Origin of the sequence: Polynucleobacter sp. MWH-UH23A (genome assembly GCF_040409805.1) — a bacterium.
In the GTDB taxonomy this organism is placed as follows: Bacteria; Pseudomonadota; Gammaproteobacteria; order Burkholderiales; family Burkholderiaceae; genus Polynucleobacter.
On the sequence record NZ_CP099572.1, the window covers coordinates 1,507,431 to 1,533,299 of the forward strand.

General features: G+C 44.1%; 28 protein-coding genes. 10 read left to right on the forward strand and 18 right to left on the reverse strand.

Translation table 11 applies throughout. The features are described 5' to 3' along the window. Nucleotides 1-47: 47 nt before the first annotated feature. The 4 genes from NHB35_RS07855 to lysS all read left to right on the forward strand — a co-directional run bounded on the left by NHB35_RS07855 (nucleotide 48) and on the right by lysS (nucleotide 5,475). Nucleotides 48-1,013 carry a hypothetical protein gene (locus NHB35_RS07855; protein ID WP_353431819.1) on the forward strand — a complete coding sequence of 322 codons (966 nt, stop codon included), beginning with the start codon at nucleotides 48-50 and terminating at the stop codon, nucleotides 1,011-1,013. Further along, nucleotides 1,010-2,767, forward strand: a complete 1,758-nt coding sequence (recJ, locus tag NHB35_RS07860) for a single-stranded-DNA-specific exonuclease RecJ (protein WP_353431820.1) — start codon at nucleotides 1,010-1,012, stop codon at nucleotides 2,765-2,767. The genes NHB35_RS07855 and recJ overlap by 4 nt, the downstream gene beginning before the upstream one ends. Before the next feature lie 34 nt (nucleotides 2,768-2,801). Continuing rightward, a protein-coding gene (gene prfB / locus NHB35_RS07865; RefSeq protein ID WP_353431821.1) for a peptide chain release factor 2 occupies nucleotides 2,802-3,906 on the forward strand; the annotation gives its coding sequence in 2 pieces (ribosomal slippage) (nucleotides 2,802-2,873 and nucleotides 2,875-3,906; 1,104 coding nt in all). A 12-nt stretch (nucleotides 3,907-3,918) separates the two neighbouring features. After that, entirely contained in the window at nucleotides 3,919-5,475 is a 1,557-nt protein-coding gene (lysS, locus tag NHB35_RS07870) for a lysine--tRNA ligase (RefSeq protein WP_353431822.1), read from the forward strand. 81 nt (nucleotides 5,476-5,556) lie between these two features. Here lysS and NHB35_RS07875 read toward each other — a convergent pair whose 3' ends face one another. Together NHB35_RS07875 and NHB35_RS07880 are read right to left on the reverse strand one after the other, a co-directional pair. Further along, nucleotides 5,557-5,880 carry a hypothetical protein gene (locus tag NHB35_RS07875; protein WP_353431823.1) on the reverse strand — a complete coding sequence of 108 codons (324 nt, stop codon included), beginning with the start codon at nucleotides 5,878-5,880 and terminating at the stop codon, nucleotides 5,557-5,559. 100 nt (nucleotides 5,881-5,980) lie between these two features. Next, nucleotides 5,981-6,466, reverse strand: coding sequence for a disulfide bond formation protein B (locus NHB35_RS07880; RefSeq protein ID WP_353431824.1), 486 nt, complete (start codon nucleotides 6,464-6,466; stop codon nucleotides 5,981-5,983). Nucleotides 6,467-6,642: 176 nt separating this feature from the next. Here NHB35_RS07880 and NHB35_RS07885 point away from each other — a divergent pair, with 176 nt between their 5' ends. After that, nucleotides 6,643-7,419 carry a ferredoxin--NADP reductase gene (locus tag NHB35_RS07885; protein ID WP_215315778.1) on the forward strand — a complete coding sequence of 259 codons (777 nt, stop codon included), beginning with the start codon at nucleotides 6,643-6,645 and terminating at the stop codon, nucleotides 7,417-7,419. A gap of 112 nt (nucleotides 7,420-7,531) precedes the next feature. Then, entirely contained in the window at nucleotides 7,532-7,696 is a 165-nt protein-coding gene (locus tag NHB35_RS07890; protein WP_353431825.1) for a hypothetical protein, read from the forward strand. A gap of 12 nt (nucleotides 7,697-7,708) precedes the next feature. Here NHB35_RS07890 and NHB35_RS07895 read toward each other — a convergent pair whose 3' ends face one another. The 8 genes from NHB35_RS07895 to NHB35_RS07930 form a co-directional block, all read right to left on the reverse strand. Further along, nucleotides 7,709-8,245, reverse strand: a complete 537-nt coding sequence (locus NHB35_RS07895; RefSeq protein ID WP_353431826.1) for a cytochrome c — start codon at nucleotides 8,243-8,245, stop codon at nucleotides 7,709-7,711. After that, entirely contained in the window at nucleotides 8,235-9,494 is a 1,260-nt protein-coding gene (soxC, locus tag NHB35_RS07900) for a sulfite dehydrogenase (protein WP_353431827.1), read from the reverse strand. The genes NHB35_RS07895 and soxC overlap by 11 nt, the downstream gene beginning before the upstream one ends. 79 nt (nucleotides 9,495-9,573) lie before the next feature. Further along, complete coding sequence (locus NHB35_RS07905) at nucleotides 9,574-10,557, reverse strand: putative sulfate exporter family transporter (protein ID WP_353431828.1); 984 nt, start codon at nucleotides 10,555-10,557, stop codon at nucleotides 9,574-9,576. A gap of 13 nt (nucleotides 10,558-10,570) precedes the next feature. Continuing rightward, complete coding sequence (locus NHB35_RS07910) at nucleotides 10,571-11,290, reverse strand: GntR family transcriptional regulator (RefSeq protein ID WP_353431829.1); 720 nt, start codon at nucleotides 11,288-11,290, stop codon at nucleotides 10,571-10,573. Between the two features lie 7 nt (nucleotides 11,291-11,297). Further along, nucleotides 11,298-12,470 carry a UxaA family hydrolase gene (locus tag NHB35_RS07915; RefSeq protein WP_353431830.1) on the reverse strand — a complete coding sequence of 391 codons (1,173 nt, stop codon included), beginning with the start codon at nucleotides 12,468-12,470 and terminating at the stop codon, nucleotides 11,298-11,300. A 36-nt stretch (nucleotides 12,471-12,506) separates the two neighbouring features. Then, nucleotides 12,507-12,788, reverse strand: a complete 282-nt coding sequence (locus tag NHB35_RS07920; RefSeq protein WP_068322357.1) for a flagellar biosynthesis protein FlgA — start codon at nucleotides 12,786-12,788, stop codon at nucleotides 12,507-12,509. A gap of 27 nt (nucleotides 12,789-12,815) precedes the next feature. Then, nucleotides 12,816-13,829 (reverse strand): Ldh family oxidoreductase, encoded by a 1,014-nt coding sequence (locus NHB35_RS07925; RefSeq protein WP_353431831.1) that lies wholly within the window; start codon nucleotides 13,827-13,829, stop codon nucleotides 12,816-12,818. A gap of 1 nt (nucleotide 13,830) precedes the next feature. Further along, nucleotides 13,831-14,760 (reverse strand): hydroxyacid dehydrogenase, encoded by a 930-nt coding sequence (locus NHB35_RS07930; RefSeq protein WP_353431832.1) that lies wholly within the window; start codon nucleotides 14,758-14,760, stop codon nucleotides 13,831-13,833. A 203-nt stretch (nucleotides 14,761-14,963) separates the two neighbouring features. On the opposite strand from NHB35_RS07930, the gene NHB35_RS07935 reads away from it, so the two are divergent. From NHB35_RS07935 to NHB35_RS07945, 3 genes are all read left to right on the forward strand, one after another. Beyond that, nucleotides 14,964-15,950, forward strand: coding sequence for a tripartite tricarboxylate transporter substrate binding protein (locus NHB35_RS07935; RefSeq protein WP_353431833.1), 987 nt, complete (start codon nucleotides 14,964-14,966; stop codon nucleotides 15,948-15,950). 90 nt (nucleotides 15,951-16,040) lie between these two features. Beyond that, nucleotides 16,041-17,672 (forward strand): thiamine pyrophosphate-binding protein, encoded by a 1,632-nt coding sequence (locus NHB35_RS07940; protein WP_353431834.1) that lies wholly within the window; start codon nucleotides 16,041-16,043, stop codon nucleotides 17,670-17,672. A gap of 1 nt (nucleotide 17,673) precedes the next feature. Continuing rightward, nucleotides 17,674-19,092, forward strand: a complete 1,419-nt coding sequence (locus tag NHB35_RS07945) for an FAD-binding oxidoreductase (protein ID WP_353431835.1) — start codon at nucleotides 17,674-17,676, stop codon at nucleotides 19,090-19,092. Here NHB35_RS07945 and NHB35_RS07950 read toward each other — a convergent pair. From NHB35_RS07950 to NHB35_RS07980, 7 genes are read right to left on the reverse strand one after another with little or no spacing between them, the layout of a single operon-like run. Beyond that, on the reverse strand, nucleotides 19,089-19,841 hold the full coding sequence (locus tag NHB35_RS07950; RefSeq protein WP_353433428.1) for a sulfite exporter TauE/SafE family protein: 753 nt from the start codon (nucleotides 19,839-19,841) through the stop codon (nucleotides 19,089-19,091). The two genes, NHB35_RS07945 and NHB35_RS07950, sit on opposite strands and share 4 nt — an antisense overlap. A 9-nt stretch (nucleotides 19,842-19,850) precedes the next feature. After that, the gene (locus NHB35_RS07955) at nucleotides 19,851-21,563 is read right to left on the reverse strand and encodes an FAD-binding protein (protein ID WP_353431836.1); all 1,713 of its coding nucleotides are present in this window, start codon (nucleotides 21,561-21,563) and stop codon (nucleotides 19,851-19,853) included. Next, the gene (locus NHB35_RS07960; RefSeq protein ID WP_353431837.1) at nucleotides 21,560-22,171 is read right to left on the reverse strand and encodes a fumarate hydratase C-terminal domain-containing protein; all 612 of its coding nucleotides are present in this window, start codon (nucleotides 22,169-22,171) and stop codon (nucleotides 21,560-21,562) included. The genes NHB35_RS07955 and NHB35_RS07960 overlap by 4 nt, the downstream gene beginning before the upstream one ends. Nucleotides 22,172-22,180: 9 nt before the next feature. After that, complete coding sequence (locus NHB35_RS07965; protein ID WP_353431838.1) at nucleotides 22,181-23,056, reverse strand: fumarate hydratase; 876 nt, start codon at nucleotides 23,054-23,056, stop codon at nucleotides 22,181-22,183. A gap of 10 nt (nucleotides 23,057-23,066) precedes the next feature. Further along, nucleotides 23,067-23,426 (reverse strand): succinate dehydrogenase, cytochrome b556 subunit, encoded by a 360-nt coding sequence (gene sdhC, locus NHB35_RS07970; RefSeq protein ID WP_353431839.1) that lies wholly within the window; start codon nucleotides 23,424-23,426, stop codon nucleotides 23,067-23,069. Then, complete coding sequence (locus NHB35_RS07975; RefSeq protein ID WP_353431840.1) at nucleotides 23,426-23,770, reverse strand: succinate dehydrogenase; 345 nt, start codon at nucleotides 23,768-23,770, stop codon at nucleotides 23,426-23,428. Before NHB35_RS07975 ends, sdhC begins: the two co-directional genes overlap by 1 nt. Next, on the reverse strand, nucleotides 23,767-24,498 hold the full coding sequence (locus NHB35_RS07980) for a succinate dehydrogenase/fumarate reductase iron-sulfur subunit (RefSeq protein ID WP_353431841.1): 732 nt from the start codon (nucleotides 24,496-24,498) through the stop codon (nucleotides 23,767-23,769). Before NHB35_RS07980 ends, NHB35_RS07975 begins: the two co-directional genes overlap by 4 nt. Nucleotides 24,499-24,579: 81 nt before the next feature. Here NHB35_RS07980 and NHB35_RS07985 point away from each other — a divergent pair, with 81 nt between their 5' ends. Continuing rightward, entirely contained in the window at nucleotides 24,580-25,455 is an 876-nt protein-coding gene (locus NHB35_RS07985) for a LysR family transcriptional regulator (RefSeq protein ID WP_353431842.1), read from the forward strand. A 57-nt stretch (nucleotides 25,456-25,512) separates the two neighbouring features. On the opposite strand, the gene fdx is transcribed toward NHB35_RS07985, so the two are convergent. After that, nucleotides 25,513-25,851 (reverse strand): ISC system 2Fe-2S type ferredoxin, encoded by a 339-nt coding sequence (gene fdx / locus NHB35_RS07990; protein ID WP_353431843.1) that lies wholly within the window; start codon nucleotides 25,849-25,851, stop codon nucleotides 25,513-25,515. Nucleotides 25,852-25,869 lie beyond the last annotated feature (18 nt).

Below are 25,869 nucleotides of genomic sequence, written 5' to 3' on the forward strand. Positions count from 1 at the left end.
CGAGCACAAACAGATGGAAACTCCAAATGCCACCTAAAATTGGGGGAATGACTCAGAATTCTACCCTCCACCAAAATACCCAAGGCCAGCCCAAACGCTTCACCCTGATGCTAACGGGAGAGGATGTCTTGGAAGAACAGGGTGACAATCAAGCGCGCAAAGGATTACCGCATGAGCGCTTTCTACTCGGAGATAAGATTCCACTTGCACCCATTCTTCTGTTGGGGCAATCCACAATAAACTTTGATCCCAATCTAGAAATCGCATGCTTACAGCCCGTTCATCTGCATGCTACTCGTGATCATCTCATTTTAATGAGCCAGGATCAAATTGATCTGACAGAAACTGAATCAACACAATTACTTAATGTGGCACTAGCTTTGCTTAAAGAAGACTTTGAGCATTCCTTACTGTTTCAGAATCAACATTATTGGTTTATTCCTGCTGGACCATTTAGTAAGTTAGCCAGCTACAGCATCGATCAAGCACAAGGTCGTAATATTGATTGGTGGATGCCACATGACATACACGAGCAAGGCATCGCAAAGCGTTGGCGAAAATTGCAAAATGAAATCCAAATGCTTTGGCATATTGATACAGTAAATGAGGAGCGCCAAGCTAGAGGCTTACCCAGCATCAACTCCATATGGATTAGTGGCATTGGTAAGTTAAAGGATGTCAAAGCGCCAATGGCATTTGCACAAGCCAGCACGATAGTTGGTCAACACCCCTTGCTTACTGGGCTTGCCAAGTTCTGCGGTATTCCATCAATGACTTCTGATCATATTGAAAAGCTTGATGGTGCTTTTGCTTGGCTAGATAAGCCAGAAACCCTTTGGCCCCAGTTAGTTAGTCAATTACTAAATAAGCAACTTGATGAGTTGATGATTATTGATTTCCCTAATGGGAAACCTCGAGAGAGAATATTCACCATGCGTGATATTCAGAAGAAATCTTGGATATTCTGGAAAAAGCCAGAAGTCCTGACTTTGAAAGATGTAATTCAATCGTGAGTTCTTTTTCTAAACGATCTTTTTCAGAAAGAGCTGCTACCTGGCTAGAGCAAAGCGGCTTACACCCGCTGTTGGCTCGACTGTATGCCGCGCGAGGCGTGGAATCTCCGGAGGAGCTTTCTCTTGAGTTAAAAAACCTACTCTCCCCAAACGATCTAAAAAATTGCATCAGTACCGCGTCTTTACTCGCCGATATTTTGGAAAAGAAAGAGCCCATGCTGATCGTTGCAGACTATGACTGCGATGGGGCAACAGCCTGCGCCGTCGGCCTGCGCGGTTTACGAATGCTTGGCGGAGCGGATACTCCCATTCAGTTTTTAGTGCCCAATCGTTTTACGATGGGGTATGGCTTAACGCCTGATGTCGTCGAGTTGGCTGCTCAGCAAATCCCAAAACCGAAATATTTAATTACTGTCGATAACGGTATTGCTAGCGAAGCAGGTGTTGAGCGCGCAAATGAATTAGGCATGGCTGTAATTGTGACTGACCATCATTTACCCGGTGATAAATTACCCAAGGCTGCAGCCATCGTAAATCCAAATCAACCTAACTGCGCATTTCAAAGTAAAGCATTGGCTGGTGTTGGAGTGATGTTTTATGTATTAGTAGCGCTTCGCGCAGAATTGCGTAAGCGCGGTAAGTTTACCAACGAGACGCAGCCCAAACTAGAGAATCTTTTAGATTTGGTCGCACTCGGAACGGTTGCGGACGTTGCACAGTTGGATCGCAATAATCGAATTTTAGTTTCCAATGGATTAAAGAGAATTCGTGCTGGTATATCGCAACCTGGAATCCAAGCCTTGTTCCAAGTCTCCGCTCGCGATCCTCGCAAAGCAAATACTTTCGATCTTGGTTTTGCCATAGGGCCAAGACTCAATGCCGCTGGACGTCTTGCAGATATGACCCTAGGCATTCGCTTGCTATTAAGCGATAACGCTGAAGATGCCCTGAGTCTTGCTCAAGAGCTTGATCGTATTAATCGTGAGCGACGTGTGATCGAGACGGGAATGCAAGAAACTGCTCTCGCCCACCTCTACGAAGAGCAACTTGCGGGAACCATAGCCCAGCGTCCTAGTATTTGCTTATGGAATCCTGAGTGGCACCAAGGCGTTGTAGGTATTGTGGCCTCGCGCCTGAAAGAACGCTTTAATCGTCCTGCGATTATCTTTGCTCCTGATGGTAATACTGGAGAAGAGCTAAGAGGCTCAGGCAGATCCTTAACAGGATTTCATTTGCGCGATGCTTTAGATATTGTTTCGAAAAAAGAACCTGGCTTGATCCTAAAGTTTGGCGGGCACGCGATGGCTGCAGGCCTGACTATCCGTAAAAGTGATTTTGATCGTTTTGATATGCGCTTCCAGGAAGTTGCCAATAGCTTACTAAGCGCAGAATTACTGGAGCGACAGCACATTCATGATGGTGCCCTAAAAGCCTCGGAATTTACCCCTGAAATTGGCGATCTTCTTGCAGATGAAATCTGGGGCCAAGGATTTCCACAACCCATTTTCTATGGCGACTTTGAAATCACTCAACAGAGCTTGATGAAAGAAAAACACCTGCGTTTATTGGTAAAGCCATTGAGCGGCGACTCAAACTCAACCCCTGCCAAACCACTATCAGCTGTTTGGTTTAATCGTACCCAAAGCCTACCCGGCAAAGCCAAGCTCGCGTACCGCCTCGTGACTGATCGCTATCAAGGACAAGCTCGCGTCCAACTGATGATTGAGGCTCATGATGAAAGCCCAGCCAGCTGAGGGGCAATTGGAATAACCCCCTTATAATTATGGGATGGAAGCTGAACAACTAAACACCATCTCAAACACCTTGTCCGATCTGCTCGCCCGCGAGCAAGCCCTTCGGGGGTATCTTTGACTACGAAGTAAAGTCACGTCGCCTTACAGAAGTTAATTCCATCCTAGAAGATCCGAGCATCTGGGATGACCAAAAGAAAGCGCAAGCCTTAGGCAAGGAAAAGAAATTGCTTGATGGTGTGGTTTCTACTCTCACTGACCTTAATACCAATATCACTGGTGCCATTGAACTCTTCGATATGGCTAAAGAAGAAAGTGATTTCGAAACCATTTCAGCCATTGAAAAAGATGTAGAGAGCTATAGCAAGATCATTAATGATCTTGAGTTCCGTCGCATGTTCCATAATGAAATGGATTCATGCAACTGCTTTATTGATGTTCAAGCCGGCGCTGGGGGCACTGAAGCCTGCGATTGGGCAAGCATGCTCTATCGACAATACTTAAAGTATTGTGAGCGCAAGGGCTATAAAACTGAAATTTTGGAAGAGTCTGATGGAGATGTTGCAGGCATCAAGAGCGCAACGATCAAAGTCGATGGTGAATATGCTTACGGACATCTTCGCTCTGAAACAGGCGTTCATCGTCTAGTGCGCAAATCTCCTTTTGACTCATCTAATGGTCGTCATACTTCCTTTGCATCTATCTATGTCTATCCAGAGATTGATGATTCCATAGAAATTGAAGTCAATCCTGCTGATATTCGCACCGATACCTATCGCGCTTCAGGTGCAGGCGGTCAGCACATTAATAAAACCGACTCTGCCGTGCGTTTAACCCACGTTCCAACTGGAATTGTGGTGCAGTGCCAAAACGACCGCAGTCAGCATCGCAACCGCGCAGAAGCCATGAGCATGCTCAAGTCTCGTCTCTACGAACATGAGATGCAAAAGCGTCGAGCTGAGCAAGATAAGTTGGAAGCTAGCAAAACCGATGTGGGCTGGGGTCACCAAATTCGCTCCTATGTTTTGGATCAGAGCCGCATTAAAGACTTACGCACCAACGTTGAGATTTCGAATACTCAAAAAGTATTAGATGGAGATCTCGATGCATTTATTGAAGCCAGCCTGAAGCAAGGCGTTTAATTAATCAAGAATATGAACGATAAAACAAATTCAGCCAACACCCAAGCTCCAGCAACCGAAGCGGTTGATGAAAATCACATCATCGCCGAGCGTCGCGAGAAGCTAGCGAAACTTCGCTCAAACGGCGTAGCCTTCCCCAATGATTTTGTGCCAACACATTTAGCGGCAGATCTGCACGCCCATTTCGATAGTCTCACTAAAGAAGAGCTCGCCGAGAAAAAGATTCACGTGAAAGTGGCAGGTCGCATGGTGCTCAAACGCGTGATGGGTAAGGCCAGCTTTGCCACCATTCAAGACCGTAGTGGACAGATTCAGTTCTACATTAATGATGAGCTCACTGGTGCCGATACCCATGGCGCTTTCAAGCACTGGGATATGGGTGACTTCATTTCTGCCGAAGGCAATCTATTTAAAACCAATAAAGGCGAACTCTCGGTTGAGTGCAATCAATTGCACTTATTGAGCAAATCACTGCGCCCATTGCCGGATAAATTCCATGGCCTCTCTGATTTAGAAACAAAATATCGTCAGCGCTATGTTGACCTTATCGTTAATCCAGAAAGTCGCAACACTTTCAAGGCACGTAGTAAAGCGATCGCCTCACTTCGCCGTCACATGCTTGATGCTGACTTTATGGAAGTTGAGACACCGATGCTACACCCCATTCCTGGTGGCGCAGCAGCTAAACCATTTATTACCCATCACAATGCTCTAGATATGCAAATGTTCTTGCGTATCGCTCCTGAGCTTTACTTAAAGCGTTTGGTAGTGGGTGGCTTTGAGCGCGTATTTGAAATTAATCGTAACTTTCGCAACGAAGGCGTAAGCCCTCGCCACAATCCAGAATTCACAATGATGGAGTTCTATGCGGCATATACAGATTACCGCTGGTTGATGGATTTCACAGAAGGCTTGATTCGTGCTGCGGCGATTGATGCGCAAGGCACCGCAGTATTAACTCACCAAGGTCGTGAGCTCGATTTAAGCAAACCATTTCAACGTCTAACCATCAATGAAGCTATCTTGAAGTATTGCGGTCAGTCTGGCAAAAGCTATGACCCTACCCAGCTTGAAGATGCAGCTTTCATTCGGGCCGAACTCAAAAAAGGTGGTGAGAATCCAGACTCCCCCACCCTCAAAAACGCAGGTATAGGTGCATTGCAATTGGCGCTTTTTGAATTGGTTGCCGAGGAACACCTTTGGGAGCCAACTTACATCATTGATTACCCAATAGAAGTAAGTCCGCTCGCTAGAGAGTCTGATACTCGCCCAGGTATCACTGAACGCTTTGAGCTATTCATTACTGGTCGCGAGATTGCTAACGGCTTCTCAGAACTCAATGATGCCGAAGATCAAGCCAATCGCTTCCGCAAACAAGTGGAGCAAAAAGAAGCGGGTGATGAGGAGGCAATGTACTTTGACCATGACTTCATTCGCGCCCTCGAATACGGCATGCCTCCTACAGGCGGTTGCGGTATTGGCATTGACCGTCTGGTTATGCTCCTTACTGATGCGCCAAATATTCGTGACGTGATTCTCTTCCCACACTTACGTCGTGAAGAGGAATAAGCAAGCTGAGCATTAGAAGTTAATTCTGAAAATGATAAAAGGCACCAATAGGTGCCTTTTTAATTAACCTAAACTTAGAATTTAGTACGGGGATATTTCATCAAACCCATTTACATCATTTTGCAAGACTTGCTGTGCAATCAGCAAAATACCAGCGAAGAAACTGGTGCAGACCAATAGTGCAAACACGTGGTATTGATTTAAACCATTCTGCTCTAAAGCATTTAAATAAACTTCACTCTCTACAGCAAGATGCGTAGATAAAGCCAATAGCGCGACACCAACTATGACCTGAACAACAGAAAAAATTGAATTTGTTAGCTGTTTTCGAGCGTTAATATTTTGAGGAGCATTCACTAGCGCTGACTTGGCAATAACCGTTGAATTGTCTTGAAAGTACGTCATATAAGCCTTTAATCTTGTATGGATCAAATCTTATGAGGCGGCTTTATATTTGTAAACGAAGTACTTTTTATACCTAAACTACTTTTAGATATAAAGAACATTACATGCTGGTGTTTTTCCTCACCAATGTGAGCAATAGGACCACAAAAAGTACTAGAAACCAGAATGCAGACCATTCTGGCACTTGTAGACCAAGAATTGGAGGGAGTTTGGCGGCACAAAGACCGTCGGCTTTAAAAAGCCAAGGAATACTCTGGGACAACTGAAATTGATTGATCCATACTTCCAGCGGATCGATGCCGCAAGACGTGCTCGGGTGGGACAAAAGCCATACCTGATGACCAGCCACTGAAAAGCCATAGGCCGCTGATATGGTGGCCAATCCATGGAAAAATTTGCTTAAGCGGTTAAATCCGGGAGCCAAAAAACAAAAAATGGCGACCCCCAAAAACCCCACTCTTTGCAATATACATAAAGGGCATGGCAAAAAACTGACGCCCTGGTAGCCTGTCTGCTGCAAGATAACGGCAAACGTAACAAGCCCGAGAGAAAGCAGAGAAATAAATAAATATCGAGCCGGGGTCATCCAGGAATCATACTCCGCACAAAACTCTATCAGCCCCACCAAAAAACATACTTATGACTAAAAGTTTGATGCATATCACGACTTAGTACCATTTAGCGCCTGAATATCGGCAAATTAGAGCCCTGAGAATGGGATAATTGCATGATCTTTTAAACACCCTTTGACTATAAGTATTCATGGCTGCATATAACACCGAAACTGTTCTGTCCGTTCATCATTGGAATGACACCCTATTTAGCTTTACTACCACTCGTAATAAGGCACTTCGTTTTCGCAGCGGCCATTTTTTAATGATAGGTCTTGAGGTAGAGGGAAAACCTTTGGTGAGAGCCTATAGTGTTGCAAGCCCTAACTATGAAGAGCATCTCGAATTTCTAAGCATCAAAGTCCAAGATGGTCCACTCACCTCACGTCTACAAAAAATTCAGGTTGGCGACCCAATACTGGTTAGCGAAAAGTCTGTAGGCACATTAGTGCTTGATGATTTAAACCCAGGAAAACATCTTTACTTATTTAGCACAGGCACGGGTCTTGCGCCATTCATGAGCATCATCCGCGATCCTGAGACATATGAAAAATTTGAAAAGGTTGTGTTGATCCATGGCGTCCGCTTAGTTAGCGAGCTTGCCTATGGTGACTATATAAAAAATGAATTAACCCAACACGAATACCTTGGCGAACTAATTCGTGAAAAACTTATCTACTACCCAACAGTCACGCGAGAGGCATTCAAACACACGGGCCGTCTTACTACAGCCATTGAGTCAGGCCAGCTTTTTAAAGATATTGGTTTGCCACCATTGGATCCAGCCGTTGACAGGGCAATGATTTGTGGCAGCCCTTCAATGCTTAAAGAAACCTCTGAAATGCTAGACGCGAAAGGCTTTAAAGTTTCCCCAAGCCTTGGGCAGATGGGCGATTATGTGTACGAGCGCGCATTCGTGGAGAAGTGATAAGAAGCAATCTTTATTCTAAATAGTTATTTAGATATCTCTATTTATTTCTTGTAGATATATAAGGCAGTTGATACATTCTGATTAACAAGCTATCTATCAAGGAATAAAGATGTCACCCGTTCGCGAGCATTACAACCCAATCATCACTAAATTGTTGCGAGAGCATGATCGTTTGCCGCACGACAAAATCAATGAGCGCAAAAGCATTCAGAGACGTATTCTTTTTCTGATGACAACTATCAAGATGGAAGAGTTCTCCAACTCTTTTTCCTAAAGTAGCTAATGCTTATTTCTCAATAGGAATAAATCCATCTCGATTGGGCATCTTTACCAAAGGTAAGGTCTTAGCATCAATTACTTGATCTGCTGAAATAATCTTATTCAGATACAAAATATAAGCAGTAGCGGCATACACCTGATCATTCGTTAAAGATTGCGGTGCCTGATGTGGCATCGCTCTTTTGATGTAATCAAAAATTGTGGTTGAGTACGGCCAAAAACTTCCCACCGTTTTTACTGGCTTATCTGTATTTAACGCTCCGCCACCCACTAACCGATTTGCAGGGCCGCCTTGACCTTTATCGCCATGACATGAAGCGCACTGTTGCTGATATAGCTTTTCTCCAGCAGCCACAGTTCCAGAGCCAGTAGGTAGACCGGCACCAGTTGGGCCAACATCAATGTTCCAAGCACGTACCTGATCTTCAGAAATGGGCTTGCCAAGACCAACAGGGCCATGGGACTGATATCCACTCACACAACCCACGAGCGCCCCAATTACTGTCACACAGCTTACGAAGATGAAATATCTTTTAACGGCCATTAGCCACCTCTCCATTGGCTGCAACTCGCCAAGGTTGAATTGCATTATTGTGATAGAAGGTGTTTGCACTTTTTGCTTTGATAACTGCATCCATGGTGGGTTGAACTTCACCACTGGAGTCAACTGCCCTACTCATTAATGTAGCTGGCGCTCCATCCCAAACCCATGGAAAACGAAATCGAACCAGGGATTTATCCATCACCGGCTCTTGCAGTACAGCATCATTCCATGATTTACCGCCATTAGTTGAGACCTCTACTCTACGAATCTTCCCGTTACCAGACCAAGCGAACCCTGAGATTTCATAGAAACCCTTTGATTTAAGCTTCATCATGCCTGAGGGTTGCGTGATGACAGACTTTACTTCCATCGAAAAAGTAAATTGTGATGCCTTACCATCCGCCCGAAGATCAGTATACGCAGATGTCTCTTCGCGAGTTTGCCAGGGCTCAGTCCCCAGCTTAATTCTGCGTAACCACTTAATGCTCATATTGCCTTCATAGCCAGGCAAAAATAAGCGCAAGGGATAACCTTGCTCAGCACGCAACATCTCACCATTTTGAGCATAAACCAATAATGCATCATCCATTAACTTACTCATAGGAATACTACGAGTCATCGCTGCGCCATCGGCACCTTCCGCTAACGCCCATTTGGCGTTTGACTGCACCCCACACTCTTGCAAGATTGTAGATAGACGAACACCAGTCCACTCGCAACAAGAAACCAATCCATGAATCTGCTGAACCGTTTGATTACTTGCTTTCTTGAGTTCAGCTGCACTATTACCAGAGCACTCCAGAAAGTAGATTCTAGATTCAGACGGGAATCGAACAATGTCATCCATGGTAAAAATCATAGGCCGATCAACTAAGCCATGAATAACTAATCTATGTAAGTCAGGATTGATATCGGGCACGCCTGCATGGTGACGCTCAAACACCAGACCATTAGGGGTAATGATTCCATGCAAACTTTGTAAAGGAGTTCGTGATCCCGTTAAAAAAGTGGGTGCCGGAGAGGGTAGAAGGCGCACTACATTTTTTTCATACTTAGATGGCAGCCCATAAGGAGGATTTACGAAACCGGAACCCTGAGTCTTAGTCCAAGGATCGACTTCCAAAAATCCATTGTCTTGGTTTTTGAGAGGAGAAGAATGCGCGCTAGCGGCAGCCCCGACAGTAACCCCAACTGCAACTGAAGACTTTAAGAAATCTCGACGTTTAGAAAATACATCCTTCTTAGACATAAATACTTTGCCTCCAGTTTTAAGACAGCTCCGTCATGTATTTAAAGCATACAAGACAATCTACAACAGAATTACGTTCTTATGCTACGTAGAAAATAAATATTAGCCCCAAAAGAGCAATAAAAAGAGTTTCCACCACTAACATCAGCACTGGCTGCCAACCGAGCTTTGCTAACTCTTGAAAATTGGTTTTCAAACCAGCTGCAGCAATTGCAATAACTAACATCCATCGAGAAAGGCCACCAATCTGCTGGGTAACCACCAGCGGGAGTATTTTCATTGAAGCAATAATGGAAAGCGCCACAAAACCTAGTAAAAAAGTGGGGATCAGTTTTAAACTAGCCCACCCTAATTTATTTGAAGATTTTTGGGTGCCAAAGAAAATAGAGATGAAGAGTACTACTGGGAGCAATAAAGCCACTCGAAATAACTTCACTACAGTTGCAACGTCACCTGCTTCTGGGCCAAAAAGCATACCCGCAGCGACCACTTGAGCAACATCATGAATTGTGGCACCAATAAAAATCCCTGCAGATAGCGTGCTTACATTTAGCATTCGAAGCGCAAATGGGTAAGTAACCATAGCAATGGTAGAAAGCACCGTAACACCCACAACTACCAATAAAGTGAATTGCTCATTTGCCTTTGATTTCGGCAATACTGATGCTACAGCGAGAGCGGCAGAGGCCCCACAAATACCTACAGAACCACCTGCAATCAAACCAAAATCAGGCGCCAACTTTAAAATTCTGGCCAATAAAAATCCCAGCGCAACAGTGGCCACAACAGCGCATATCACCATTAATCCAGTATTAATGCCGATAGCACTGATATCAGAAAATGTAATTCGAATGCCTAAAAAAGCAACGCCTAAGCGTAAAATTGTTTTTGCGCAAAAATCTATGCCTGGTCTAACAGTATCTTGAAGATATAAAAAGTGTAGCGATAATCCAATCAACAAGGCATAAAGCAGCTGTGGACCACCATAATTTTCTGACAAAAAGCTAGTCGACATTGCAATTACTAAGCACACCAAGATGCCTGGTAAATTTGACTTAAGCATATTTACCATGAGTCTAGACAACTAACTCACTGAAATATTCATGCTGATGGGTATTTAGTGTCGAAACCCGCCACTCTAATGGCTCGTCCTGCATACCAAGTGCAACTCTTCGGATAATCAGAACTGGGGAATTTGGTTTTAGACCCAGCCACTCTGCATACTGCTTTCCAGCTAAGCCGGCCCTCAATCGCTCGCTACTTCGCACAACGGTTTGACCATACTTCATTTGATACAACTGGTAAATACTACCTTCACGCTGGATAAAGTCGGTGCGAGTGAGATTTTTGAAACGCATCTTATCTAAAGTGATGTGGTCAATCATGACGCAACGATCTTCGAGGTATAGGCGATTAATGATTCGCCAGATAGCGGCCCCCTCCTTAATTTCAAGCTTTTCTGCTTCTTCTTTGTTGGCTGATGCAGACTGCAAAGATACCAAATCTACTCGTGGATTTATTTTATTGTCAGCATCATGCTTAACAACATGAAAAAAGTAATACAGCAAGCGCTTAACATCATGTTCAGCAACAAAGGTACCTTTACCTTGCCGGCGAACCACAATACCCTCAGCCACTAATTCATCAACCGCTTTGCGCAGAGTACCAATTGAAACATCTAATTCTTTAGATAAATCCTTTTCGGCAGGCAAAGCCTGCCCCATAGGAAAACGACCCCTGACCAGATCTTCAGTGATCTTTTGCTTTACCTCTTGATAAGCAGCCAGGGATCTCATGCTCTACTTATGCAGACTCGTATAAGCGTGTTAATACAAACTCGCGGTGACCGAGAATCTCAGAAGCTGTCAGCTCACCATCTGCTGTACGCAACAGGCATTCCAACAACTTATCGCCAGCCTGATCCATATTTTCTTCGCGACGCAAAATACCCGATACGTCAACGTCAATATGCTCACTCATGGTGCGAACTGTTTTCGGATTCGCGCAAATCTTAATCACAGGAAGAATTGCATTACCAATCACGTTGCCTTGACCCGTTGGGAAGAAATGCGCTGCAAATCCAGCTGCCGCACAAAGAGTCACCATCTCTGCCGCTGCTGATGAAGAATCCATAAAGTGCAAGCCAGGAATTGTAGGCGTTTCAGCTTTATCTAATACGCTGTCCACGATACATTTCTTACCAATTTTCTGAATATTACCCAAAGCTTTTTCTTCGATAGTCGTAAGACCGCCAGCAATATTTCCTTTGGTTGGCTGAGAATCAGAAAGATCGCTCGTTTTATGACGCTCAATTACATCCTGATAGCGATCGAACATTTCGCGGAACTTTTTCTTGACTGCGTCATTACGGCAACGCGCTTCAACCAAATGTTCGCCGCCAGTTAATTCGGTTGTTTCACCAAAAACCAGAGTTGAACCAATTCCATACAACTTATCAAATGCATTACCCACAGTTGGGTTCGCCCCGCAACCAGAAGTAGTGTCAGACTCTCCGCATTTTGTGGATACCCACAGTTCAGATAAAGGCGCCTTAACACGCTGCTGCCTTGAAGCATGCTTCATCATTTTGTATGCAGCTTTACTTGCAGAAGCGATCGTAGCGGTATCGCCATTGCCTTCAATCCAGAAACCTTCAACCGGTTTGCCTGATGCTTTAATTCCATCCACTACGATCTTGGTCCACTGTGGTTCGATACCAATCACCACAACACCAGCAACGTTTGGATTAGATCCAGTTCCAATCAATGTACGGAAATGCAACTCTAAGTCCGCGCCAAACTGTAAACGGCCATAAGAGTGTGGAATCGCCATTGTGCCCTTGATGTTATTGGCAACAGCTTCGCAAGCCGCATTAGACAAGTCATCTAAGGGCAAAATTAATACGTGATTACGGATACCCATACGACCGTTCTCGCGACGGTAGCCCATAAAGGTTGCATCTTTTAAATTAATCATCTTTTTTCTTTCTCAATGAATAAATAGGGGGTTGGCTTACCAACGCTTTGTTTTAACGTTCTGAACATGAAGGTGCTCGCCTTTTTTGATGGGAGCAACTACCTTGCCAATGTCAATGCCATATTTCATGACGGTATCGCCTGGCTGAAAATCCTTTAAAGAAATTTTGTGGCCAATTGGAATATCACTCATTGATTTAAAGTTCAATGTCAAATCTCCATCCATCACCCAACCAATTAGATCGTCACCGGCTTTAACGCCTTCAACAACAACTACCCCTACGCCATCACCTGGCTCATGCACGACAAAATGGATCATTACTTTCTCCTCGTTAACCCCATTAAATTACGAATTACTCCATGACTGACGAATGCCAGTCTGAATTTCTCCTACCACCACTTCAGAAACATTCACGCCACCTTTAAAGCCGCTAGCGCGTTGCTTAAATCGACGTTCACCAGGAATTCTTGTGCCAGAATCAGCAGATAATTCCTTTAAAAAATCTCGCATTCTTCCAGCAAAAACATTTCCACCAGAAAGGCCTGGATCAATCGTCAATAAAAGTTGTCCAATACGCGGACGATTTCCTTTTGCATCAAAAAAGGAATCCGCCTCATAGGAAAAACGACTGCCCGATAGACCTACAACGAGTAACTCCACAATCAATGCAAGCAAGGCACCCTTGTCACCACCCAGCGGAACCATCAAACCTTTCAAGCCCTCTTGAGGATCGGTAGTTGGCTTGCCATCAGCAGTTAAAGCCCAGCCTTCAGGAATAGATTCGCCCTTTTTAGCAGCAACCAGCAACTTACCGCGCGCAACAGCCGAAAGTGACATATCTATTACTAATGGTTCATGTCCTTGAACAGGAAATGCAGCAGCCAAAGGATTGGTTCCAAACATTGCCTTACTTCCACCAACCATGGGCATGGCAGCTGGGGTATTACCAAATAACAATGAAATATAACCGGCGCGAGCTGCAGCTTCAGCATAATGTCCGGCAACACCAAAGTGATGACTATTAGTTACGGCAACCAGGCCAACGCCCGTTTTTGAAGCGAGATTAACAGATAGGTCAGTAGCAAAACGTAGCGCAGGGAACGCAAGACCATCACAGGCATCAACCAATGCAGCAGAAGTTTTAAATGGGCGAACTTTGATTTTTGGGGCAAGCTCTATGCGACCATTTTTTGCGTGCCCAGCATATTGAGATACACGCGCTAAGCCATGAGAAGCTAAACCATCTAATTCTGCAAGCGATAAGAACTGTGCAGTCTCAAATGCTGCTTTCTCTCCAATGCCGGCAGCCACCAAACCAGAGGATGCCAACTCGACCATCTGCTCATAAGACATGTTCATCTTATGCTCCTAAAAATAGATTAACTTCATCGGCAATCATTTGGCTAACCCGGTCATTACTCTCGTGGGTAACGCCAGCAATATGCGGCGTCAATATTAAATTCTCTATTCCCGAAAAATGACTTAAATCCTTAGCGGGCTCACTAGAAAACACATCCAGTGCAGCCCCGCCTAGATGACCTGAGCGCATGCACTCTGCCAAAGCCACTTCATCTACGATGCCGCCACGAGCCGTATTGATCAAACATGCGCCGGCCTTCATTTGGGCTAAAACATCGGCATTAAATAAGCCTTTTGTTTCTGGCAACAAAGGAAGATGAAGTGTTACTGCATCGCTTTGAGATAACAGCGCACCTAATGAAATGAGCGGAACCTCGAATCCTTCTAATGCCACAGCATTTCCACTTAGCACGGGATCATAAGCAAGACACTTCAAGCCAAATGCGTTAGCTTTTTTAGCAACTACTCGACCAATGCTTCCAAAACCCACTATTCCAATAGTTTTTCCAGAAAACTCGTGATAAGTCGAAAAACGGGGGCGAGGCCATTCGCCTTTTAATGTACTAATCGTTGCGGGAATAAATCCACGAGTTAATGCAACAGCAGCACCAATAACATATTCAGCGACAGATTCAGCATTTGCTCCAGTCGCCGGTATTACCTTAATGTTGCGCTTCGCGCATGCAGGCAACTCAATATTTTCAAGACCAACCCCAAGGCGGCCAACCACTCTCAGTTTTGATGCTCCGGCAAGCACTTCTTCGTTCACTTGCGTTAAGTTCCGGACAATCAGGGCGTCCACATTTTGCACTGCAGCAATTAGTGCAGGCCGATCCTTGTACAACTCAGGCTCGTAAGCAACCGAATGCTTAGAACGCAGGGTTTCTAAGGCTTGACTTGAAATGAACTCAGAGATCAAAATGGATGACATATCTAAATCATATAGATGATTTAGATATCTTGCAACACTCAATTCATTGTGCGATGCAAATTGAATTTAATTTCTTGCGCTCTGACTGGAGGAGACAGTGGTTTTACATAAGCTTATTACTATTAAATAGAGGTTGATCTTATTTTTAAGTCAAATCAAAGATAAGATACAAATATCACATTAACACCTAGGAGAACATGGGCATGTTTAAGCAAGTTATTCGCAATCTAAGCAAAAATTTCGTTTGGCTTGTTGGAGCTATAGCTGTACTTGCATCACCAATTTCGTATGCACAAAACTGGCCGACTAAGCCAATTAAACTTGTTATACCTTTTGCCGCAGGTGGCACTACGGATATTCTTGGTCGCTTACTCGCACAACAGCTTTCTAAAGACTTGGGGCAAAACGTCATTGTTGAAAATAAGCCAGGCGCTGGTGGCAATATTGCCGCAGAGTTTGTAGCTCAATCTGCAGCAGATGGTTACACCATCATGCTGGCTTCCGGAAGTATGCTCACTGTAAATCCTAGTTTGTACAAAAAATTACCTGTGAACTATGCAAAAGATTTTGTGTACATCACTAATGTAGCTAGTGGCCCGATGCTATTGTCTGTAAGCACCAAATTGCCAGTAAAAAATCTTGGTGAATTCATTGCATACGCCAAGACTAAGGATCTCAACTTTGGCTCTGCTGGCATTGGAAGCCAAGTTCATATGGCCGCGGAAAACCTGACCTACTCCGCCAATATTCCAGCTACCCACGTCCCCTATAAAGGGGAGTCTGCCGCGCTTAATGATCTTGTAGCAGGGCAAATTGATTTCATGGTTGGTAATCTGACTGCAGCAACTGGCTTTGCTAAAGCAGGACAGATTAAACCTCTAGCTGTTACTAGCTTAAAGCGCTCAAAACAATTACCAGACGTCCCCACTGCTGCTGAAGCTGGAATCCCTGGATTTGAATCTACTGGTTGGTTTGGTCTTGTAGCGCCTGCTAATACACCTAAGGCCATTACCGACAAAATCTATGCTGCCACTGTGAAAGCTGTTGGTTCAGAGGCCATGAGAAACAGCCTTGACCTCAACGGACTGACTGCAGTCGTAAACACACAAAAAGATTTTGAATCCCAAGTAAAAAATGAATCTGTCGTCTGGGAGAAGGTAATCAAAGGTCGCAATATTAGCGCCCAGTAAAAGCAAAGTCGCACTCCTAGGTGCGACTTTTTATTTACCCACTTGCAGCAGTTAATTCTTGTTAGGTATTTAATATCTTAATAAAAAAATATGAGTGAAAAAAAACGTACTGGTGCCAATGAATTTGTTGAAACTCTGGAATTAGCCGGTATTAACAAAATCTTTACCCTGTCTGGCAATCACATCATGCCCATATATGATGCCGTTTTTGGATCGACTATTGATTTGATTCATACTCGACATGAGGCAGCTGCAGTACACATGGCTGATGCTTGGGCACGACTTACTGGGAAAGTTGGGATAGCGCTTGTGACCGGTGGCCCTGGTCATGCAAATGCCATCTCCGCACTTTACACAGCTGGCATGGCTGAATCGCCAGTAATCCTTTTTTCTGGCCATGCACCCATAGGGCAACTAGGCAAAGGCGCATTTCAAGAAATGCATCAGGCAAATATTGCGGCACCGCTTACCAAAGCTTCTTGGGTATGCCCAAAACTTGAAGATATTGCAACGGATATTGCAAAAGCAATTCGTATTGCTACATCAGGTAGGCCTGGACCAGTTCATATTAGCCTTCCTACGGATGTTCTAGAAGCGTTAGCCACCAACACGAACATGCTCACAATAGATTCTTTCACCCCAGAATCCTCCGCCATTGATGCGGAAGAATTAATTGCTTTATTGGATCAACTAAAACAAGCGAAGAAGCCTCTCATCCTAACTGGTCCGATGATGTTGTCCAAGAATGGCAGGAGTCAGCTTCAAGCGCTTGAGGACTTTCTTGGAATTCCAACCATTGGCATGGAGAGCCCTCGTGGTATCAGCGATCCAAGTCTTGGTGCATTTTCTGAAGTTTTAAATCAAGCCGATTGCATATTACTGCTAGGCAAGAAAGTTGACTTTACTTTGAAGTTTGCACAAAGCCCAGGCATCAATCAAGATTGCACTTTTCTGCAAATTGATCCTGATCAGGCTGAAATTGATCGCACCAAGAAGGCTGTTGGTAGCCGACTAACTCATGTAATAAAGGTTGATATACCAACAGCTATTCAAGTCATCATGAAACTTGATAAGAATAAGTTAGCAAATTCTGATTGGAAAAACGAAGTGCGGAGTGCAATTCAATTTAGGCCCAGCGCCTGGGATGCCTTAGCTAAATCTTCAAATAAGATTCATCCTGCTCAAGCTTTAAAACCACTTCAGCAAATTTTAGATAGTCATCCAGATTCAATACTGGTTAGTGATGGCGGTGAAATTGGTCAATGGGCACAAGCTTGTCTTAGCGCCCCCAATCGAGTAATTAATGGAGTTGCAGGTTCGATTGGATCTGCCTTACCTTTTGCTGTTGCTGCAAGGGTTGCAAAACCTGATGTGCCAATTATTTCTGTCATGGGTGATGGCACGTTTGGATTTCATAGCGCAGAAATTGACACTGCCGTCCGCTATCAACTTCCCTTTATTTTGGTTGTTGGTAACGATGCGCGCTGGAATGCAGAGTATCAAATACAGGTTCGTGAATATGGCAAGGATAGAACGATTGGCTGTGAATTACTACCATCGCATTATGAAAAAGTTTGCGAGGCATTCGGTGGGCACGGTGAGCTAGTACAACACTCTGATGAAGTACTGCCAGCGGCAAAACGAGCACTAGAAAGCAAACTGCCCTCATGCCTCAATATCATGATCGAGGGTCTTGCTGCGCCGAACATAAAGCGCAATTGAAGTGGATCCGCACGGCAAATTCATTGAAGAATGCCAACAAATTATTGGCATTCAGAATGTATTGATCTCAGATTTAGATAAAAAACCATTTCTAATTGATTGGAGTAAGCGTTACTCTGGCAAGGCAATTGCAGTCTTAAAACCCAAAACCACCGAAGAAGTATTGGCCTTAGTACGACTCTGCAATCAAGAAAATATTGCCATCACTCCACAGGGTGGTAACACTGGTCTATGTGGTGCCGCTACGCCAAGGTTGCATGGAAATTCAGTTGTCATAAGCACTACTCGCTTAAATGCCATACGCGAAATTGACTTAGATAATTCCACTATCACCGTAGAGGCGGGCACAATCCTCTCTCAAGTTCAGGATGCAGCGTTAAATGCCAACATGCTATTCCCATTAAGTTTAGCCGCCGAGGGAAGCTGCACAATTGGAGGAAATTTAGGCACCAATGCCGGTGGCGTTCAGGTGCTGCGATATGGAAACATGCGAGATCTTACTCTAGGGTTAGAGGTAGTAACTCCAAGTGGCGATATTTTGCATGGCTTACGTGGCTTACGCAAAGACAATACTGGATACTCTTTAAAAGATCTTTATATCGGATCAGAGGGTACGCTTGGAATCATTACAGCAGCAACACTTAAGCTCTTTCCGCTTCCCCAATCTAAAGCAACCTCATTGGTTGCCATTAAAAATATTGAGTCGGCTATTAAGTTAATCGAATTAGCCCGCAAAAGATGCAATGCCGATCTAACAGCGTTTGAACTCATATCTACCCGTGCACTTTGTTTAGTTGAAAGCAAAGCTAAAAATTGGGAGTCCACCTTTAGCGCTAAATCAGGTTGGACGATTTTGCTAGAGTTCTCCAGCATGGAGGATTCGGAACGAAGCCGTTCCCAACTTGAAATATTGCTTACAGAGGCTTTTGAACTAAAGTTAATTGATGATGCCATCATTGCTAACTCAATCCAACAGAGTAAAGATTTATGGAGCATTAGAGAGAGCATTCCCGAAGCCCAGTTAAAGCTTGGAACCATCATTAAGCACGATATATCTGTACCGATTTCAAAAATTGCTGACTTTGTTAAAGATACTGAAGTCAAAATTAATGCGCGCTGGCCGGATACACAAACCATCATCTTTGGTCATGTTGGCGATGGAAATTTGCACTACAACTTAGCCCCTCTGGCAGCAGATATGTCCTCCAACAACATGGAATCAAAGAGGCAGGAAATTAATGAGCTCGTTCACAATCAAGTCTACCTATACTCGGGATCTTTTTCTGCCGAACATGGCATTGGGCAAGCAAAGAGAGAAGAGCTACCCTTAAGAAAGGATTCTGTTGAGATTAAACTGATGCGCACAATTAAAAAGGCTCTTGATCCAAAAAACTTAATGAACCCTGAAAAAGTTCTTTAAGGAATCTGTCGAGCAAGCAAAGTGACGCCTGCAAAAATCAAAATTGATCCATAGGCTATCCGCATTCCCGCATTGCTTAGCTTGGTGTGCACATGGGTTCCAAGCCAGATTCCAAGAAATGTTGCTGGCATTAAACAAACAGCTAACCCCATTACAGGCCAACTTAGAATCAAGCCTGTAACCAGCATTAAAGTTAGCCGTAGAAATGTCAGCATAAAAATGGCAAATGCCATCGTGGCACGCAATGCCCTAGGGTCATTGATACGCAAACCCAAGTAAGAAACATAAATTGGACCACCCGTTGCAAATAGTGCTGTAAATGTTCCACCCAGAAATCCAAACGGTGCAGCCCACCACTTGCTAATGGGGTCAACTATTTCCAGATTTCTTTGCCACAATACTCGCACTCCATTTAGCGCAGCAAAGCACCCCAAAATAATCAAAAGAGGTTCGCTTGGGGCCTTAATCAATAAGACGATACCCAAAATCATGCCAACCAAGCTAAAAGGAAATAACCACTTTAGCTCTTTGAGATTGGCATCCTTTGAGGATTTTTTTCCAACATACAAGGAAGCGCAAATATCAATTATCACCATCATTGGTACTACAGACTTCAGTGGATACATCTGCACTAAAAACGGAACTGCAACAATGGATGATCCAAATCCTGAAATGCCAAAAATAAAGTAAGCGCCAAAAATTATTAGCGTCGCTAATGCAAAGTGGACGGGATCAATTAATTCAAAAATATTATGTCTCTACAATATTGTTTGACCTGGCTTAATCATCGTAAACTGAACTGGCCGATTTTGGATGCTTAATTCATCTCGGTTCAGATTTACGGCGGTGTAATACGATTCTTCTAGAGAACCTGGATCAGGGAAGTCATCGCGATAGTGAGCCCCACGAGAATTCTCCCTAGATAAAGCAGCTTCAGTTACAGCTTGACTAACCAAAATCAAATTCTGCAAATTCATCCAGTCCTGCCAGGTGTTACTGTACTCCCGCTGAATATTACCAACGCCCATTTGCTTTAATTGAGATGCAAGCTCTTGAAGACGGTGGCGTGCGCGCAATAAGCTATCTTTTGTTCTTGAAATACCGACATCATCCCACATACACTCCGCTAGAGCATCACGAATCAGCTCGATATCTCCTGCCTCTTTCTTTAGAGGCTCTTCATGCAGACGAATGCTAGCGGCTACTTCATCTAGATTACATTCACGCAATTCTTGCGAGCTAACCCACTGTGCCATGGATTCGCCTGCTATGCCTCCGAACACAGTTGAGTTAGCAACCCCATTGCCACCTAAACGATTGGCGCCATGGACTCCGCCAGTATCCTCACCTGCCGCAAACAAACCGGGAAGGTCGGTACTGCAATCCTTTTTGAAAACTAAACCACCCATCATGTAATGGGCTGTGGGCACCACTTCCACCAAGTCATTAGCTAGATCAAAGCCGCTGTCAGCACATCGTTCTACCATTCCTTTGAATTGCTTGCGCACATTTTCTGGGCCCAAATGACTCATTTGGATATAAACACCTCCATTTGGGGTAGCACGCCCAGCACGAATCTCAGAATTAATCGATCTAGAAACAATATCTCTTGTAGCTCGTTCATTACGTGAATCATAGTTACCCATGAAGCGCTCTTTATTTCCATTCAAGAGATATCCACCCGCACCACGCAAACCTTCCTCTAGAACTGTACCCGTCATGCGAGTGCCTGGTCCAGCCAATAAACCAGTTGGATGAAATTGAACCATTTCCATGTCACGCAAAGTTAAACCTGCGCGCAATGCCATCGCTAAGCCATCACAACTCTTATCCCCAGATGGCGTGTGATACTTGTACATTGTTGGCCCGCCACCAGTTGCTAGCAATACTGCTTTAGCGCGGACCAATACAAACTGCCCGGTTTGCATATTGAGCATCAAAACGCCCGCAAGCGCTTTGCCGTCTTTGCTATGTATCAATTCAATAGCACGATGCTCTTCGAGACGATGAATTCCTCTTGACCAAACCTGTTCAGCTAAACGATTAATAATTTCAATTCCAGTTAAATCGCCTTTATGCACAGTGCGGTCAAAAGTCTGTCCTGCAAATGCCTTTTGATGGACAGTGCCATCAGGATTGCGGTCAAAAAAACATCCTAATTCATTCTCAAGCTCATGAATGCGCTCAACCGCTTTGCTGACTAATGTCCATGCTAGCTCTTGATTGGATAACCACTTACCACCATCAATCGTATCCATGAAATGGCGCTCAACGGAATCGCCCTCCGCAAGAGCAACGTTATACCCGCCCTGAACCATGCGAGTACAGCCACACTTGCCCAGCAATCCTTTTACCGCAATGGTGATATCTAATTCTGGATTAGCTTGATGTGCATGTAATGCGGCAAATAAGCCCGCACCACCCGATCCTAAAATCAAAATATCAGTATCAATGGTTGGAATGCTACTCATGAATGAATTCCTAAGCTCTTCAGAACAGCATCCTTGTTGCGTGCCACATCCCCTTTGACTTCTTGATAAATGCTGCCACCATGACTATCCATTGCCACCAATAGTGGTCCAAAATCTTTAATCTTGAAGCGCCACAGTGACTCAGGATTAAGGTCATCCATATCCACATCTTCAATTTGCTCAATCCAGGTGGTTTCTAAAGCTGCTGTACCACCAATAATGGCGAGATAGACGCCACCTAATTCCTGAAATGCTTGAGAAGAGCCCTCACGCATACCACCCTTACCAACAATCATACGTACGCCATTTTGTGACATTAGGGGTCTAGTAAAGCGCTCCATTCGATCTGATGTAGTCGTACCAATACAGATAGGTTGATACCCCGCAGGAAACTCTGAACTCATAGGCACTTTACGCACATTCGGCGCCGTATGAATTACGGCATGACCATTTAAATCAAAACGTGTCTTACGACCGTGATCAAACATATGAATTTGAGTTGCATCACGAATGCCAAACAGTGTGTTTTGCAGAGTAACCGTATCGTTAATACGAAGCTTACGAATATCTTCTTCGCTAACAGGGGTTGGGAGGTTGTAATGAGCCATAGCCTCTTTCTAAAAGCCGAACTTAATGCCAGCAGGTATAATAGTTGCACGCGCTCTACGAGCAGAGTGGCATTGCATATTGACTGCCACCGGATTTAAGGTGATATGGGTATGAGCCAACTCAACATGAACAGCAAAGGCGGTACCATCACCACCCAATCCCTGAGGACCAATGCCCAATTTGTTCACGGCGGCACTTAACTCTCTCTCAAGCTTGGCACCCTCCTCATCAGAACATGCACTACCTAAAGCGCGAGTTGCAGCCCGCTTTGCCATTGCGACACATTGATCAGATGTTCCGCCAATGCCAACCCCTACAATAGTTGGCGGGCAAGTCTTACCTCCTGCAGACACAACACTCTCAATAACAAATGCCTTGACTCCAGCAATACCATCAGCCGGAATAGCCATTTTTAAAAAGGAGTTGTTTTCCGAGCCGCTCCCCTTTGGCACCATCTCAATTTCTATCGATTCCAGATCATCACAAAAATCAATATGAATAGCGGGCATATCAATACCGCATGAAGTGTGATTATTTTTACGCGTAATGGGATGAACTACAGAAGATCTCAATGGATACTCTTTAGTAGCACGTTCGCACCCCTTACGGATAGCCGCCTTTAGAGCCATGCCATCAAATTGAACATTACTACCAATTTTTACGTTATAGATTGGCAGCCCAGTGTCTTGACACAAAAGGTTATCTTCACGTTCTGCAACTGAAATATTCGTGATCATGGTTTTCAAAACAACCTGTGCACGCTTATCCGTCTCAGACTTGTCGAGTTTATCAATACCAGCCTTGATGTCATCAGGAAGTATTTTTAGGGCTCGAATGTAAAGCTCTTTACAGGCTTCTTCAACCAAATTCATTTGTAACTGCATATCAACCTAATTAGTTAGCTAAAGATAAAAATAGAATTCCGCATGCGATCGCAAACAAGATAGAAATCTGAATCCAACATTTACGTAAGCCATGCCACGGCCCAAATTCAATCATGAGCAGGCGAACACCACCAGCCAAGTGAATTGCAAGCAAAATAACAAGTGTCCACTCCCCGAACTTGAATACCCAAAAATCTGTTAAACCAAGAGATTTCTGAAATCCCTCAGCACCTCTCAATGATTGCGACAACATCAAAAAATGCAATGGAATGAAGCAGGCAAGCACTAAGCCGGAGAATCGATGGCAAGCATAAGCAAAATAAGATAAGTGGCGTTTAGCCCGAATATCCAGCTTTGGTCTAGCTCTCATCAAGCACCCCCTGTGAATACACCAAAGACCGCTACTGTGCCTAAAACCAATATCAAGATTGCCAACAAACTAGAAATGGGCTTTACCAGCCTGCTCTTCGGAAAAGTTTCCTGAAGGATATTTGCAACACCTATCGGTGCATGCACAAAACAGGCAAGCACAAAAGTCTCATAAAAAATTGCAAAGCTAATGTTTCCCTGGGTGCGCCCTAAAATCTCTTGCGCGCTTAACCCGCCTCGTATTGCATAAAAAATAATTAGCAAATGGACAGCAACGCAGATACCAAGAACCATTGCGCTAATTCGTTGCGCATACCAAAGTTTTGCCTGAAGAACGCCACTCATAACTTACCCCACTTACTGCCACGCACAGCTGCTTTTGCAACTAATTTTTTCAATCCCGCAATACTTGCTGTTGGTTCTATTGCTTTGGGGCAACGCTCAGTACAGGATCCTTGGGTATGGCATGCGTGGCAACCAGCATCACCTGCAACGGCACGCATCCGCTCAAGCTGCTGAGTATCCCGAACATCATTCAACAGAGTCCATGCGCGGTTAAGAGCCGCGGGGCCTAAATAGTTGGGCCTAGCTTCAACCACCTCACAGGATGCATAACAAACACCACAACCAATACACTCTATTCCAGCATTTGCTAATTGACGCTCTTTAGAATCTGGCTCAACTTTTGCAAAATCATCATGCCGCGTTTGATTACCCTTGAAAAATCCAACTGCACCCTTCCATTTATTGAAGAACTCACGCATATCCGTTGCAAGATCTTTAATAACTGGCAGGTTATTCAGTGGTGCTATTTCTAAAGCATCCCCTTCCACAATTTGAGATACATGGGTCCGACAAGTCCATCTTGCAACGCCATTCACCGTCATTGCACATGAACCACACATACCTACGCGACAAGCAAAGCGATAGCTCAGCGTTGAGTCGAGTTTGCGTTGGATATAGGTGACCACATCCAAAACCGTTTGGTTTGGATTACGCGGTACCAAGTATTCGACGAATTCGCCCTCTTGCCCACCGCGCCAGACTTTTACTTTGAGATCTGTATTTGACATAGATTCATTATATTGGTGGAATATAAAAAATAAATCGAATATATTTTTCTTTGAGATAAATTATTTATTTATAATCAATATATGTCCAGTATCAGAATCCTCAAAAACTTCCTTGTGATTGCTCGCCACAAGAGCGTTGCCGCAGCCTCACGTGAAATTGGACTTACGCCGGCAGCGGCCGGCCAACAAATCCAGCAACTTGAAGAAGAAATCGGGCTGGAGCTTTTTGATCGCACCAAACGCTCACTTAGCTTAAATACAAGCGGTAGGTCCTTGATTGAACCAATCCAAGAAATCATTGCACGCTATGAGGCTCTTGGGTCGAATTTAAAATCCGACTTAAGTGGCACCATTGTGATTGGCGCTCTTGTTTCATCGCTCATGGGTGCATTTGGAAAAACGCTCAATGAGCTAAAACTGCGTTACCCTGATTTAGAAATCAAATTACTAGCGGGTCTTTCAAGCAACTTTCTAGACCAAGTCTTAGAAGGCAGCATAGATGGGGCGATTGTTACAGAATCGCCATTTGCCCTTCCTCAAAATATCCAGTGGACAGAGCTCTACAGGGAGCCGATGATTCTGATTACCCCCACCCTAGATTCGAAGAATTTTACAAAACCTTCTTCTTCAAAACTCAAACTACCATTTATTCGATTTGAACGAAATACTTGGACTGGTCATCTAGTTGATCAAACCATTAAAGCAAATAAATTATCTATAGAAGAAAGCATGGAGCTCAACTCTGTTGAGGCAATTATTGAACTGGTCAGGCAAGGGATTGGCTACTCAATAGTTCCCAAGTTAGCTAATATCCCATGGGGAACTGACCGGCAACTTGCCATTCAGAAGCTACCTGGTAAAACAATTTATAGAAAAGTTGGCCTACTAGAACGCAAAAAACACAACCGTCAAAATATTACTCTAGCGATAAAACAATTATTCTTATCTGATAATTAACCTTGCACCTACAACGATGAAGCATTTTTTATTTAATACCTCACTGGGTATGTGCACTCAATGATTCTCTTTAGCGTGATTGATTGAGTATTTGGGAATCTCAATTACTAAATCCTCTTTAGCCACAATTGCTTGGCAAGATAGACGTGATTGAGAATTCAATCCCCAAGCACGATCAAGCATATCTTCTTCATTCTCGTCTGGCGGATTGAGACTTTGATAACCCTCTTTCACAATCACATGGCAAGTAGTGCACGCACAAACCATATCACAGGCATGCTCAATTGGAATGTCATTTTCCAACAAAGCCTCGCAAATAGATGTGCCCGGTGAGACCTCGACAACTGCACCTTCTGGGCAATATTCACTATGAGGTAGAACAACAATTTGGGTCATGATGGCTTCTTATTTTCT